Raw genomic sequence first — 14,593 nt, 5'->3', positions numbered from 1 at the left:
ATGCTCCAGCCCGTGGCGATCGTCGGGATGTCGGTGCTGCTGCCCGGCGCGCCGGACCTGGCGGCGTACTGGCGCAACCTCGTCGGCGGCGTCGACGCGATCACCGAGGTGCCGCCGGAGAAGTGGGACGGCACCCACTACGCACCCGGCGAGCAGCGCCGGGCCGACCGGGTCTACTGCCGGCGCGGCGGGTTCGTCGACGAACTGGCCGAAGTGGACGTCACCGGCTTCGGGATCATGCCGAACTCCGTGCCGGCCACCGAACCCGACCAGCTGATCGCGCTGCGGGTCGCGGCACAGGCCGTCGCCGACGCGGGCGGCCCGGACCGGCTGCCCGCCGACCGCGCGAAGGTCGGCGTGGTGCTGGGCCGCGGCGGCTACCTGACCCCGGGGCTGGTCCGGCTGGACCAGCGCGTCCGCACCGCGACCCAGCTCGTGCGGACGCTGGGCGAGCTGCTGCCGGACCTGGACGCGGACCGGCTCGACGCGGTCCGCCGGGCCTTCACCGACCAGCTCGGCCCCGAGACGCCCGAGTCCGCGATCGGGCTGGTGCCCAACCTGGCCGCGTCCCGGCTGGCCAACCGGCTCGACCTGCGCGGCCCGGCGTACACAGTGGACGCCGCGTGCGCCTCCTCGCTGATCGCGGTCGACCACGCCGTGCGCGAGCTGGACGGCGGCCGCTGCGACGTCGTCCTCGCCGGCGGCGTGCACCACTGCCACGACATCACCTTCTGGAGCGTGTTCACGCAGCTCGGCGCGCTGTCGCCGTCCGAGCGGATCCGGCCGTTCCACCGCGACGCCGACGGCGTGCTGATCGGCGAGGGCACCGGCATCGTCGTCCTCAAGCGCCTCGCCGACGCCCGGCGCGACGGCGACCGCGTCTACGCCGTGATCACCGGCACCGGCGTCGCCTCCGACGGGCGGACGGCCAGCCTGGCCAGCCCCGACTCCGGCGGCCAGGTCCGGGCGGTCCGCCAGGCGTGGGCCGCGGCGGGCCTGGACCCGGCGGCACCGGATTCGATCGGCCTGCTGGAGGCGCACGGGACCGCGACCCCGGCCGGCGACGCGGCGGAACTCGCCACCCTGTCCGAAGTCTTCGGGACGCAGGGGAGCGCGGTCCTCGGCTCGGTCAAGTCGATGATCGGCCACACGATGCCTGCGGCCGGGATCGCCGGGCTCGTCAAGGCGGCCTTGGCCGTGCACCACGGCGTCCTGCTGCCCACCCTGCACTGCGACGACCCGCACCCGGCGCTCGCGCAGACGCGGTTCTCCCCGTTGGACAGCGCCCGGTCCTGGGACGCGCCGGTGCGCCGCGCCGGGGTCAACGCGTTCGGCTTCGGCGGGATCAACGCCCACGTCGTGCTGGAACAGGCACCCGGCCGCGCGAAGCCGGTCGAGGTGCGCGAGCCCGAACGCGTGCTGCGGCTCGCCGCGCCGACCGTCGAGGCGCTGCGCGAGGCGTTCGACCGGCCCGGGACGCCGGACACCGGCCACGGTCCGGTCCGGCTCGGCGTCGTCGACCCGACGGAGAAACGGCTGGCCCTGGCCCGCAAGGCCCTGGCCCGGGGCCGGGCCTGGCGCGGCCGCAACGACGTCTGGTTCGCCGACCGCCCCCTGCTCGGGCCGGGCGGCGGCAAGGTCGCGTTCCTCTTCCCCGGCCTGGAGTCCGAACTCGCGCTGAACTGCGGCGACGTCGCCCGCCATTTCGGCCTGCCGTGGAAGCACGCGGACGTCGAGGTCGGCGACGTCGGGCGGCAGGGAGCCGCGGTGTTCGAGCTGGGCCGGCTGCTGCACGCCGCGCTGGGCCGGATCGGCGTCACCCCGGACGCCGTCGCCGGGCACAGCCTGGGCGAATGGACGGCGATGGCCGTCGCCGGCGTCTACGCCGAAGCGGAGGTCGACGCCTTCCTCGCCGGGTTCGACCCGGACCGCCTCGTCGTGCCCGGGCTCGCCTTCGCCGCGATCGGCGCCCCCGCGCCCCGCGTGCTCGACGAGCTGGCCGGCCGCGACGACGTCGTCCTGTCCCACGACAACTCCCCGAACCAGGCCATGATCTGCGGCCCGGAAGCCGAGGTGGGCGCGCTGGTGCAGCGGTTCCGGGACGCCGGGGTGGTGGCCCAGGTGCTGCCCTTCCGGTCCGGCTTCCACACCCCGATGCTGCGGCCCTACCTGGGCCCGATCCGCGAGGCGGCCGAAGGGTTCACCCTGTTCCCGCCCGCGCTGCCGCTCTGGTCGGCGACCACGGTGTCGGAGTACCCGGCGGGCGAGGCGAGTGTCCGCGAGCTGTTCGTGCGGCACCTCCTGGAGCCGGTCCGGTTCCGCCCGCTCGTGCGGGCCCTGCACGACGCCGGGTTCCGCGCGTTCGTCCAGGCCGGTGCCGGGCAGCTCGGCTCGCTGGTCGGCGACACCCTGCACGGCGAGGAGCACCTGGTGGTGGCGGCGCACTCGGCCCACCGGCCCGGGCTCGCGCAGCTGCGCCGGGTCGCCACCGCGCTGTGGGTTGACGGCCTGGACATTCGGTTTCCGGGGGTTCCGGGTGGCGGAGCCCCCGGCCCGGGGCGGAGCCCCGGCAGTGACGCCGACTTCGGCCGCCTGCCCGGGGAACGCGCGGCCGCGCCCAAGGCGGTCAAGCTCGACCTCGGCGGCCGCCTGGTCTCCCTCGACGAACAGGTGCGGGCGCGGATCGCGCTGCCCGCCGGCCGCCGGTCCACTGTGGACGATCTGGCCGCGAAGGGCCCGCTGGCGGCGGAATTCGCCGCCCTGCTGGCCGACACCGCCGAGCTGGCGTCCACTGTGCTCGCCGGGCCGGCACGCCGGCTGCCGCCGCCGCAGGAGCTCGACACGACGCTGAACGTGTCGCTCGACGCGATGCCGTACCTGCTCGACCACTGCTTCTTCAAGCAGCCGCCCCAGGCCGATCCGGGCGACCGCTGGCCGGTCGTCCCGGCGACGACGGTGATCGACCACCTGATGCGCTTCGCCGAACAGGCCGCGCCCGGCCGGCACGCCGTCGCGGTGCACGATGTCCGGCTCACCCAGTGGATCACCGCGGTCCCGCCGGTCACCGTGCCGGTGCGGATCCGGCCGCAGGGTCCGGACCGGGTGTCCGCCGCCCTCACCGGGTACTCGCAAGCCGTCGTCGAGCTGGCACCGGAGTACCCGGCGGCGGCGCCCGCGCCGTGGCGGTTCCCGGCGTCGGCCGAGCAGGTGCCCGGGACCACCGCGGCACAGCTGTACGCCGAACGCTGGATGTTCCACGGCCCGCTCTTCCAGGGCGTCACCGAGCTGACCGCGGTCGGCGAACGGCACGTGCGGGCCGTGCTGACCACCCCGGCCGCGCCCGGGGCGCTGCTCGACAACGTCGGCCAGGTGCTCGGCTACTGGATCATGTCCCGGCTGCCCGAGCGGACCACCGTGTTCCCGGTCGCCATGCGCGCGATCCGGTTCCACGGCCCGCAGCCGGCGCCGGGGGAGCGCCTGGAGTGCCTGGTCCGGATCACCGGGCTGACGGAGGAGTTCCTCGACGCCGACATGCAGCTCGTGCACGGCGGACGGGTCTGGGCCGAGTTCACCGGCTGGCGCGACCGCCGGTTCGACAGCACCGCGCACATCCGCCAGGCCGACCGCACGCCCGAGCGCTCGACGCTGTCGCACGAGCAGCCGGGCGGCTGGGCGCTGGTCTACGAGCAGTGGCCGGATCTGGCCACCCGCGAGCTGATCATGCGCAACTACCTCGCCGGCCCCGAGCGCGACGCCTACGACCGCCGTCCGCCGCGCGGGCGCCGCCAGTGGCTGCTCGGCCGGATCGCGGCGAAGGACGCCGTCCGCCAGTTCCTCTGGGCCCGCGGGGAGCGCGAGATGTTCCCCGCCGAGCTGCGCATCGGCAACGACGCCGCCGGCCGTCCGTTCGCGGCCGGCGCCTACGGCCGTGACCTGCCGGACCTGACGATCTCCGTGGCCCACCGGGCCGAGGCCGGGGTGGCGATCGCCCGGCACGGCCCGTGCGGCATCGACGTCGAAGAGGTCGGGCCGCGCTCGCAGTCCACTGTGGAGGCCGCGCTGGGCCCGGGTGAGCTGGCGCTGTTCGCGAGCCTGCCCGGCGATCCGGAACGCTGGTTCGCCCGGTTCTGGACCGCCAAGGAAGCCGTCGCGAAGCTGCGCGGCACCGGCCTGCGCGGCGAGCCACGGGACTTCGAGGTCGTCGCGGCGGCCCCGGAAGAGCTGACCGTCCGCGTCGCCGGCCACCGCTACCGCGTGTGCTCTGCCGACGTCGAGAACCCGCCCGGCGCGCCGCCGCGCCGTTACGTCGTCGCCTGGACCGAAGAGACGAAGGAGACCGCCGGATGAGCATCGAGACCACGGCCACCGACGAGGCGACCGTCCTCGCGGCGCTGGCCGGGATGCTGCGGGAGCTGCTCGAGGAGTACGGCCTGGACGACGCGGAAATCACCATGGAGACGACCTTCCACGACGACCTCGAACTGGAGAGCGTCGACCTGGTGGCGCTGTCCGGGCAGCTGCGCGAGCACTACGGCGACCGCGTCAACTTCGCCACCTTCATCGCCGAACGCGACCTGGACGAAATCATCGCGCTGACCGTCGGCGAGCTCGTCCGGTACATCGTCGCGTCGCTGCAGGCGACGGCGTGAGCCGGATCCGCGCGGGCGAGCTGGACGTGCACGTCCAGCGGCTGACCCCGGACACGCCCCTCGACGGCGACGCGCCGATCGTCGTGTGCGTCCACGGCCTGCTCACCGACAGCCTGGCCAGCTACTACTTCACCCTCGGCCCGGACTTCGCCGCCCGCGGGCTCGACGTGCTGATGTACGACCTGCGCGGGCACGGCCGCACGACCCGCCCGGCGTCCGGCTACCACCTGGAGCGGTTCGTCGACGACCTCGTCGCGGTCCTCGACGCGTGCGACGTCACCCGGCCGGTGCACGTCGTCGGCAACTCGTTCGGCGCCTCGGTGGCGTTCGGGCTGGCCGCCGCCCGGCCCGACCGGGTGGCGAGCGTCGTCGTGATCGAGGGGGAACCGCCCACCGAGGAGTGGACCGGGCACATGGCCGACGGGCTCGCCGACGCCAAGACCCGGCTGGCGATCGACGAGGTCATCGGCTGGATCGCCGACCACCACGGCGCCCACACCGCACGCCTGTCCAAGGCCGCGAACAAGATCCTGCAGACGACCACGATCGCCGAGGACATCCCGCGCAGCGCGACGATCGCGGCGGACCTGTCGGCCGTGCGCTGCCCGGTCTTCGCCATCTTCGGCGGTGACTCGGGCCTGGCCGCCCAGGTGCCGCACTTCGAGACGCACCTGGCGCCGTGCCGCACCGTCGTGCTGCCCGGCCAGGGGCACTCGGTGCTGGTCGAGCGGACCGCCGAGGTCACCGAGCTGATCTTCGGGTGGGTCCGCGACACCGCGCGCACGCAGGCGCGGGTGCGGTAGTGGCCCGGTTCCTCTTCGTCGTCCCGCCCCTGACCGGGCACGTCAACCCGGCCGTCGGGGTGGCGGCCGAGCTCGCCGCCCGCGGCCACGAGGTCGGCTGGGCCGGGCACCACGAGCTGCTGTGGCAGCTGGCCGGCCCGGACGCGCTGGTGTTTTCGTGCGCCCTGCCGGCGGATGTGCCGGAGCGGCCGGCCGGGCTCAAGGGCCCGGCGGCGCTGCGGTTCCTCTGGCAGGACTTCCTGGTCCCGCTCGCCGACGCGATGGCACCGGGCGTGGCCGCGGCGCTCGACGCGTTCCAGCCCCACGTCGTCGTCGCCGACCAGCAGGCGCTGGCCGGCGGGCTGCTCGCCGACGCGCACGGCCTGCCGTGGGTGACGTCCGCGACGACGTCGGCCGAGCTGGTCGACCCCCTGGCCGGGATGCCGAAGGTCGCGGAGTGGGTCGGCTCGCTGCTCGACGGGCTGCGCACCCGGATCGCCGGCGGCCGGGGCGCGGCCGACCCCCGGTTTTCGCCGCACAGCGTCCTGGCGTTCACCACCCGCGAGCTGCTCGGCGCGGCCACCCTGCCGCCGCGGGTCCGGCTCGTCGGGCCGTCGCTCGGCGCGCGTCCGTCCACAACGGACTTCCCGTGGGAGTGGCTCGACCCGCTCCGGCCGGCCGTGCTGGTGTCCCTCGGCACGGCGAACACGGCGGCGGGGGCGGGCTTCCTGACGGCGGCGGCCGAGGCGTTCGCCGGGCTGCCGGCGCGGGCGGTGATCGCCGACCCCGGCGGCGTGCTGGGCGAGGTCCCGCCGAACGTCCTGGTGCGGCGGCAGGTCCCGCAGGTGCCGCTGCTCGCGCGGGTGGACGCGGTGCTGTGCCACGCCGGCCACAACACCGTCTGCGAAACCCTGTGGCACGGTCTCCCGCTGGTGGTCGCCCCGATCCGCGACGACCAGCCGGTCGTGGCGGCCCAGGTGGTGGCGGCGGGAGCGGGCCTGCGGCTGCGGTTCGGCCGCGCGGACGCCCCGCGCATCGCGGCGGCGGTCGAGGAGGTGCTGACCGAACCGGCGTACCGGCGGGCGGCCGAGACGATCGCCGCGTCCTTCCACGCGGCGGGCGGCAGCGCGGCGGCCGCGGGGCACCTGGAACAGCTCGCCCTGGAGAGCCTGGCGCACCTGGGGCCCGGAAAACCCTGATTTACTTCGAAAAATCACGCGGATACCGTCGATGGCATGACTGTTTCCCGCTGCACTCCCGAAGACGTTCCCGAACTCGTGCGGTCGGCCGCCGGGCTGTTCGCCGAAGACGCCGGGCGCCACGACCCCCGCATGGACCTCGGCTGGCCGGCGCGCGAAGGCGCGGCCTACTACGCGAAGCTCGTCGACGATCCGGACTGCCTGTGCCTGCTGGGCGGCGGCGGGCACCTGGTCGGCAGGATGCGGCCACCGGATCCGCTGCGGCCCGGCACGGTGACCGCGGTGCTGGAGAGCATGCGCGTGGGCCCGGAGCACCGCCGCTCGGGGATCGGCGGCGAGCTGGTCACGGCGTTTCTCGCGTGGGCGACCGAAAAGAGCGCGGACGAGATCACCGTCCGGGCCTACGCCGCCAACGAAACCGCCATCGCCTTCTACCGCGCGCAGGGGTTCGAGCCGTTCGAACTGACCCTGCGTCACCGGAACGGGTGGCTATCCACAGTGGACTCCGCGCACTAGCTTGGGAGGCCGAGCCAGGAGGTGCGGATGACGGCCACCGCGGAGGCGGCCCCGGGTGCGGTGGCATCGGCCGCCCTGAGCCGCGGGCGGGTCAACGCCGTGTTCGGGGCCGTGCTGCTCGGAATGCTGCTGGCCGCGCTGGACCAGACCATCGTCGGCACCGCGCTGCCCACCATCGTCGGCGACCTCGGCGGGGCCGGGCACCTGTCCTGGGTCGTCACGTCCTACCTGCTCGCCGAGACGATCATGACCGTGGTCGTCGGCAAGCTCGGCGACCTGTTCGGCCGCAAGCCGATGTTCCAGCTGTCGGTGATCGTGTTCGGCGTCGGATCGTTCTGCGCCGGGTTCGCCGGCAGCATGGTCTGGCTGATCGTCTGGCGCGCGGTGCAGGGCCTCGGCGGCGGCGGGCTGATGGTCACCGCGACCGCGCTGATCGCCGACGTCGTCCCGCTGCGCGAGCGCGGCAAGTACCAGGGCGTCCTCGGCTCGGTGTTCGGCGTGGTCACCGTGGCCGGCCCGATGCTCGGCGGCTTCTTCGTCGACCACCTGTCGTGGCGCTGGGCGTTCTACGTCAACATCCCGCTGGTCGTGGTGGTGCTGGTGGTGGCGGCCTCGGCGATGCCCAACGCGCGCGCCGCGGTCAAGCCGGTCATCGACTACCTCGGCATCCTGCTGATCGGCCTCGCCGCGACCGGCCTGACGCTGGTCACGAGCTGGGGCGGCACGCAGTACGCGTGGGGCTCGCCGGTGATCATCGGGATGGCGATCGGCTCGGTGGTGCTGCTGGCCGCGTTCGTCCTCGTCGAGCTGCGGGCGCCGGAGCCGATGCTGCCGATGCGGCTGTTCCGCAACCCGGTGTTCACGGTCGGCGGGATCATGAGCTTCGTCGTCGGCTTCGCGATGCTCGGCGCGTTGTCGTACCTGCCGACGTACATGCAGTACGTCCAGGGCACGTCCGCGACGACGTCCGGGGTCCGGCTGCTGCCGATGGTGCTGGCGCTGCTCGTCGCGTCGATCGCCGCGGGCAACGCGGTGAGCCGCACCGGGCGCTACAAGATCTTCCCCCTGGCGGGGGCGGCGGGCATGACGGCCGGGCTGTACCTGCTCTCCCGGCTGGACACCGACACCGGCTTCTGGGAGGCGTCGGCGTACATGGCGGTGCTGGGCCTCGGCATCGGGCTCGGCATGCAGGTGCTCACCATCGCCGTGCAGAACACCGTCGACTACGCCGATCTGGGCGTCGCGACCTCGGGCGTGACGTTCCTGCGGTCGATCGGCAGCTCGTGCGGGGCGGCGATCTTCGGCACGGTGTACGCGAACCAGCTGACGCCGAAGCTGGCCGCGCTGCCGGTGCCGCCGGGGGTGGACCCGCGGGCGCTGCAGGTGCCCACGGCGTTGCACGCGCTGCCTCCACCGGTGTCGGCGCCGGTGATCCGGGCGTACAGCGACTCGCTGCACGTGGTGTTCCTCGCCGCGGCCCCGGTCGGCCTGGTGGCCCTGGTCCTGGCGTTCTTCCTCAAGGAGGTCCCGCTGCGCGACACGGCCCGCGCGGCGGCCCCGGACCTCGGCGACGGCTTCGCGATGCCGGAAGCCCGCACCGACGACCGCGAGCTGGAACGCGCGGTCGCCACCCTGTTTTTCCGCGAGCGCCGCAAGGTGGCCCCGGCGATCGTCGGCCGGGCCGGGGGAGACCTCGACGAGGGCGGCATCTGGTGCCTGCTGCAGGTCCACCTGCGGCGACGCCGCGGATCGCCGGCCACGCTGCCGGCGATCGGCGAGTACTTCGGCGTCCCGGCGCAGGTCCTGGAGCCGGCGTTCAACCGCCTGGAGCTGACGGGCCACCTGAGGTACACCCGCGACGGTTGGGACCTGACCCCCGCGGGTCGCGAAGAGTTCGGGAAGGTGGTGCAGGCCTGGCACGACTGGCTGGCCGACCGCCTGGGCGACTGGGGCAGTGGCAACCGCGCCGAGCTGGACGCCGCCATCGGGCGAGTCGCGGCGCGGCTGATGGACCAGAGCGCGGAGTCGCGCACCTACGGCCGCCACGCCCTCGCCTGACGGGTGCGCCGGTTGTAGGCGCGGCTCGCCCATCTTAATGTGGCGTTGGTCGCTGTACGCACCGGATGCCATCTTGGCGCCCATCTGCTCTCAAGTCGAGGTGGACCACAACGAGGTTTTGCTGCTCAATGCAGGTGGCCGTCGATTCTGAAATCTCCCACAGTCGCTGATTGACGGCACAGAGACTGGCGAGTTGGTAACAGCGTCTCGTCTCGCTTTAGCGGTCTGCGATAACGATCGTAGCGAGTTCGCGAAGAAGATCAGCTTGAGCTGGATAGTGAACAGCCAGGTTCTCCAGGCGAGACCTGTCAACATTGACCTGCAGCTCGGATGCCTCGGAAAACGCGCGAGTGATCATTTCGCGGGCACGGTCGGGATCGCCATCCAATGCAGACAAAACGGCCAGTGCGAAGGCGCCAATATGCAAGACTTCGTGTAATTTTGGCGTTACCATGTGCAGGGCGTGTGCTGTTTCGAGGTCACCGCAGGTGAGTGCCTCGAGGATCATGTCTGCAGATATTTCTGGGTACTTGACTGCATCGTAAACTTCGTTCAATGATTTTGTGTGGCTCAACTTGATGATGCCCAGGTGCTGACGACTGACAACGTCATGACTCGACCTAGGCTCGAGTATTTTTGTCGTACGGGGGTCGGAAAGCAGCTCTGGGTGATCTCTCAACGTCCTTAGTGATTCGTTCCACGTTGTGGTATTAAGCCATGCTGAAAGCTTGTCCAGGTGATCCGATAAGTCGCGATAGCTCGCGAACGCGAGCTCAAGACCCTGCTCATCGATCTTCGCGAGCACAGCCTGTAGAGATCGAAGGGAATCGACCGTCGGGTGAACGAAAACAGCCAGGGTCAAGCAATCGGCGCCGGGCTGCGCGCGGAGTGCCTCGTGGTTTTCGCGCAAAAATGATTCTCGATCGGGCCAGTTGTCGGTGTCTCCCCAGTCGGCGAGTATTGTCATGAAGTCGTCCGGCAAGGAAGCCGTCAACCACGGGTGCCGGGTTGACGCCTCGCTTCTGCCGAGCGCCGGCTGTTCGGCCACACTGCTCCGGGCAACCTGGCGTACGCGTCCCGCCCAGAATGTGTCTGTAATCTGCTCCGCCATGGCGGCTGCTCGATCAAGCGTTGCGGTCGCTTCATCGAGTTGGCCGCAGGCGGAGCTATGCCGAGCTGCGGCTAAAAGGAGTTCGATGGCTGGACCATCGGCGAATTCTTCGGCAGCGTCCCGGGTTAGGGAGTGTGCCCGATCGTGCTGCCCGTCAGCGGTCAGTTTGTCGGCAAGTTGTTTGAGTGATGAGATAAAATCCTTGATAAAAGCACGGGGGTTTGCCTTGGTTAGTGATTTATTGATTTCGACAGCTTCGGCTGATGACGCCAATGCGGCAGCGAGATCATCGGCGTCTTGCTGCTGATTGGACAAGTTGCCCAGAGAGAAGGAGAGTTTAGGAAGGAACGCTTCCGGGGTGGCCGCGGCGAGGCTGCGGAAGATCTCCACTGCCTCGGTGACAGAAACGAGTGCCGCTTCCTTGTTGTCACAAATGCGCTGTTGGATGGACAAGTTATTTAGTGATGAAGCGAGACCTGGTAAAAATGCGGCGGGGAGACTTTCGGCGAGTCTCCGGTAAATCTCGACCGCTTCGGAAATTACATCCAAGGACTTCGCTTGGTCGCCGTTCGCTCCAAGCTGGGTGGAGAGGTTGCTGAGTGACATGGCAAGGTCTGGCAAAAATGCAGCGGCATTGGACTCGGCCAGGCGGCGCCGGATGGCAACCGCTTCGGTGATAGATTCCAGGGCGGCGAACCGGTTCCCGGCCTCGCTTTGCCGGATGGACAGATTGTTCAGCGCTAGGCTGAGGTCCCAGAGAAATTCGCTTCTGCCTGGCTTGACCAGATATCGGTATATACCAACTGATTCGGTGCTGGACGCCAGAGCCTCGGCCAGTGCGCCATTGGCGCTCTGCTGATTGGATAGGTTGTCGAGTGACATGGCGAGAGCGGGAAGAAAAACGGCGGGTTGAGATTTAGCCAGCCTCCGCCGAATGGCGACGGCTTCGGTTATCGATTCCAATGCCGCCATCCGGTCGCCGGCATCGCCTAGCTGGACCGCCAGGTTGTTGAGCGACGACCCCAGTGTCGGAAGGAAAGCAGTGGGGTCGGACATCGCCAAATCTCGGCGGATAGTGAGGGCTTCCGTGCTCGAAGCGACTGCTGCGGACCAGTTGCCGACCGCGTGCTGCCGACTGGACAAGTTATCAAGGGATGCGGCGAGGTCGGGGAGAAAAGCGGCGGAGTTGGATTTCGCCAGGACGCGGCGTATGGCGACGGCTTCAGTGCTCGATTCCAGAGCTGCCATGCGGTCGCCGACATCGCTCTGCCTATTCGACAGCGTATGTAGCGACGTCGCCAATTGGGGAAGGAATGCAGCAGGATTCGATGCGGTGAGACTCCGGTAGATCTCAACCGACTCAATGATGGATTGCAAAGCAAGTGTGGGATTCCCGGTATCGCTCTGTATGATAGCGAGGTTGTTCAGGGATGTGGCGAAGTCGACCTGAAAAGCGGCCGGATTTTCCTTCGTGAGGTCCCGGAAGATTTCAACTGATTCAGTGATTGACTTCAATGCTCCTACATGATCACCGGCCTCACCCTGATGATTGCCCAAGTTACTGAGCGCATGGCCGAGCTGGGGGCGAAAAGCGGTCAAGTTCACCTTCGTGAGGTCTCGATAGATTTCGACTGCTTCGGTGTCCGACTTCACTGCTGCTTCCCGATCACCGGCCGCCCTCTGGTGGCTACCCAGGTTGCTGAGGGAGGAAGCGAGAGATGGGAGGAACGCCGTATCATTGGATTTTACCAGTTCACGACGAATTGCCACGGCCTCAATGATCGACTTCAACCCCGCCTTGCGATCTCCGGAATGGCGCTGCTCGATAGCCAGGTTGTGGAGCGACGATGCCAGTCTTGGGAGGAATGTGGCGGGATTGGACTCAGTGAGGGTCCGATAAATCTTGACTGCCTCGAGGATATTCTCCAGAGCTGCTCTCGATTCACCGAGTTCTCCATGCTGTGCTGACAGGTTCTGCAATGACGTCGCAAGGTTCGGCAGGAACGTGACAGGGTCAACGGCCGCAAGTTTACGACGTATGGCGACTGCTTCGTTAGCCGCCTTTAACGCGGCACTACTGTCTCCAGCGGCTCGTTGTCGGGCGGCAAGGTTGTTAAGGGACATCGCGAGCTCGGGAAGGAATTTATCCGGAGAGGATTTCGCTAATTTGCGGTAGAGCTTGACCGATTTTATTATTGTCCTCAGTGCTGCCGCCCGGTCTCCGATAGTGCCCTGTTGGATAGATAGATTGTTGAGGGCCATCGCGAGTTCGGGAGTGAATTTCGTAGAGGGCGGCTTGGCCAACCTTCGACAGATTGCAACCACCTCGGTGATCGCTTCCAGTGCCGCCGCATGGTCGCCGGCATCCCTCAGTCGAGCGAATAGCATGTTCAGATAGTCAGCGCGTTCCTCCGGGTCCCTTGGAGCCTTCGCGTTCAGGCTCCGGGCTGCTATGAGTGCCAGACGGCCGAGCGCAGCGTGTCCGACGGGAATATTGTGCGCCAGCATGTCGAGTGGTAGCGGGCTGGGATCTTGATCGGCCAGGATCTCCAACGCGGCGGTGAGTGGGCCGCCGACGGCACTGGCAACCTCCAGGGCGGGCCGCCAAAGACCCGGCATGTGTGTAAGGGCGACCATCGACAATTCGGCGGCTTTCTTGCGGCTCTGCTGCCCGGCTCGGGTAAGCATCACGCAAGCGTTGAACTGTTCCGCAGGCGATGAGGTGCTCAATGTCCTGAACAAGAGGGGAACGTTTCGGCGTGGGTCGTCCGACGGAACTGGCTTCATCAACTCGGACAGGACGAGGTGATCGGCGATGGGGTCGGGACGGATGGCCATCATCCCGTCTCCTGGTTCTGGGGGAAGGAGTTGGATGAGTAGTTCCGCGACTTGGCTCCTGAGTAAGGAGTCTGACCGCAAGGCTTCAACAGCGGTCAAAATGCTGGGTAGCCGGTCGCGAAGCGGCGCCACCAATGACACACACGCACCGGCCACCCGCCAGGTGTTAATCGGCAGCATATGTCCGAAGTAAGATTTTCCGGCGCGCTGCCAGTAACGGAATTCGTGGGCGAGAACCTCTTCGTAGAGGTCATCGTGGTTGATGGGCAAGTCAGGCTGCTTGGAGCGCAGCCATGCGAGCATTACTAGGTCCAATGTGGTCCACCGGCCGACTGGCTCTTCGATATCGGAGGGAAAATCTGATTCGGGAGCGAATCGGCGCAGCGCTTTGCGAAACACCGAAGTCGTGCGTGGATGATGCTCGGGAAGGGCAACGTTGAGGACCTCGTAGAGATGGTTGTCGTGCGCCAATGCTGGCTCTATGGCGGCGGACCACCAGTCGCTGATCGTCCGTGCGGTCAGTAGAACAATAGTCGGAGAATTGCGCCCCTTTATTTCCCGCATGAGATTGAGAACGTCGGACTCCCTGGTTACGTCAGCGTAGTCGACTACAACCAGCAATGCCGACACCACGTCGCCAAGCCAACGAAGATCGGCCTGATCTGGATTACGAGACAGGAAGCCGGTGATCCATCCTGGGGCTGCCATGCGATGGGCTATCTCGGCCGCAAGGTGCGTCTTCCCGGAGCCTCCCACTCCGTGCAACAAGCATATTTTTGTCCGTTTACTAGTGTTCGGCGCGGTACACCACTCCAGTAATTGGTCAAGCTCATCTCTGCTGTGAAACATCTCGCGGCTGCGGCGAGCCTGAATCTGAGTGAGCGGACCGGCCTGGTCGTCGGAGTCGAGATATGGCTGAACGATGACATCGTGGCTAGGCCAGTCAGGCATTGGCAGAGCGGCCGCCGGATCGTACGCGACGCCGACATCTACGCCGGTCTTCCAGCGCCAGCGGCTGTCTCGGCCAGTCGTCATAGCCGCACCTGCCTCGACGGCGTCTTCGAACCTTTCCTGGCGGGTAGCTGCGGTGATATCCACGGCTACGAAGGAACCTGGTTCAGATGGTTCCGCACGCAAGTCCTCGCACATCTCGGCAGGCACGGTCGCAAGGGTGGAGCCGCTTAGCGGGTATCCATGCGCGCGCAACGCGCCTCCCAGCCAAACCACGATGATCGCATGTCCTGCTGCACCAGCGCGGGTTGGTTCAAGGATCACCACCAAGGGGTGAAGACCCGCGTCCAGGCAGCATCCGGCAAACGTCACGGCCAAGTCCAGACAGGTACCCTCGCCCGGGCGGGCCAATACCTGATCAGGAGGGCGAATCCACTGCTCGCCTGACGCGCTAAGTGTCATCTCGTGTACGTACGTTATCCGCCGGTC

7 protein-coding genes are annotated in these 14,593 nt (G+C 68.5%); 6 read left to right on the top strand and 1 reads right to left on the bottom strand.

The genetic code is table 11. From position 1 onward, the window contains the following. From AB0J55_RS17455 to AB0J55_RS17430, 6 genes are read left to right on the top strand one after another with little or no spacing between them, the layout of a single operon-like run. Entirely contained in the window at positions 1-4,347 is a 4,347-nt protein-coding gene (locus AB0J55_RS17455; protein WP_364248931.1) for a beta-ketoacyl synthase N-terminal-like domain-containing protein, read from the top strand. Beyond that, positions 4,344-4,649: a phosphopantetheine-binding protein gene (locus tag AB0J55_RS17450; protein ID WP_364248929.1), complete on the top strand. Its 306-nt coding sequence runs from the start codon at positions 4,344-4,346 to the stop codon at positions 4,647-4,649. Before AB0J55_RS17455 ends, AB0J55_RS17450 begins: the two co-directional genes overlap by 4 nt. Further along, a complete protein-coding gene (locus tag AB0J55_RS17445; protein ID WP_364248927.1) occupies positions 4,646-5,452 on the top strand; it encodes an alpha/beta fold hydrolase in 807 nt (268 codons plus the stop codon). Before AB0J55_RS17450 ends, AB0J55_RS17445 begins: the two co-directional genes overlap by 4 nt. Then, entirely contained in the window at positions 5,452-6,630 is a 1,179-nt protein-coding gene (locus AB0J55_RS17440) for a glycosyltransferase (RefSeq protein WP_364248925.1), read from the top strand. Before AB0J55_RS17445 ends, AB0J55_RS17440 begins: the two co-directional genes overlap by 1 nt. 36 nt (positions 6,631-6,666) lie before the next feature. Beyond that, positions 6,667-7,146, top strand: coding sequence for a GNAT family N-acetyltransferase (locus AB0J55_RS17435; protein ID WP_364248923.1), 480 nt, complete (start codon positions 6,667-6,669; stop codon positions 7,144-7,146). Positions 7,147-7,173: 27 nt separating this feature from the next. Then, the gene (locus tag AB0J55_RS17430; RefSeq protein ID WP_364248921.1) at positions 7,174-9,204 is read left to right on the top strand and encodes an MDR family MFS transporter; all 2,031 of its coding nucleotides are present in this window, start codon (positions 7,174-7,176) and stop codon (positions 9,202-9,204) included. Between the two features lie 217 nt (positions 9,205-9,421). On the opposite strand, the gene AB0J55_RS17425 is transcribed toward AB0J55_RS17430, so the two are convergent. Beyond that, positions 9,422-14,476: a hypothetical protein gene (locus AB0J55_RS17425; protein WP_364248919.1), complete on the bottom strand. Its 5,055-nt coding sequence runs from the start codon at positions 14,474-14,476 to the stop codon at positions 9,422-9,424. Positions 14,477-14,593 lie beyond the last annotated feature (117 nt).

Source organism: Amycolatopsis sp. NPDC049688, from assembly GCF_040674975.1.
GTDB lineage: Bacteria > Actinomycetota > Actinomycetes > Mycobacteriales > Pseudonocardiaceae > Amycolatopsis.
Note: the sequence above shows the minus strand (reverse complement) of the source record. Positions and strands in the feature narration are given on the sequence as shown.

What these genes read in the sequence shown, in the direction of transcription:
- AB0J55_RS17455 (WP_364248931.1), top strand. Translation starts at nt 1, where the DNA reads ATGCTCCAGCCCGTGGCGATCGTCGGGATGTCGGTGCTGCTGCCCGGC.
- AB0J55_RS17450 (WP_364248929.1), top strand. Translation starts at nt 4,344, where the DNA reads ATGAGCATCGAGACCACGGCCACCGACGAGGCGACCGTCCTCGCGGCG.
- AB0J55_RS17435 (WP_364248923.1), top strand. Translation starts at nt 6,667, where the DNA reads ATGACTGTTTCCCGCTGCACTCCCGAAGACGTTCCCGAACTCGTGCGG.
- AB0J55_RS17430 (WP_364248921.1), top strand. Translation starts at nt 7,174, where the DNA reads ATGACGGCCACCGCGGAGGCGGCCCCGGGTGCGGTGGCATCGGCCGCC.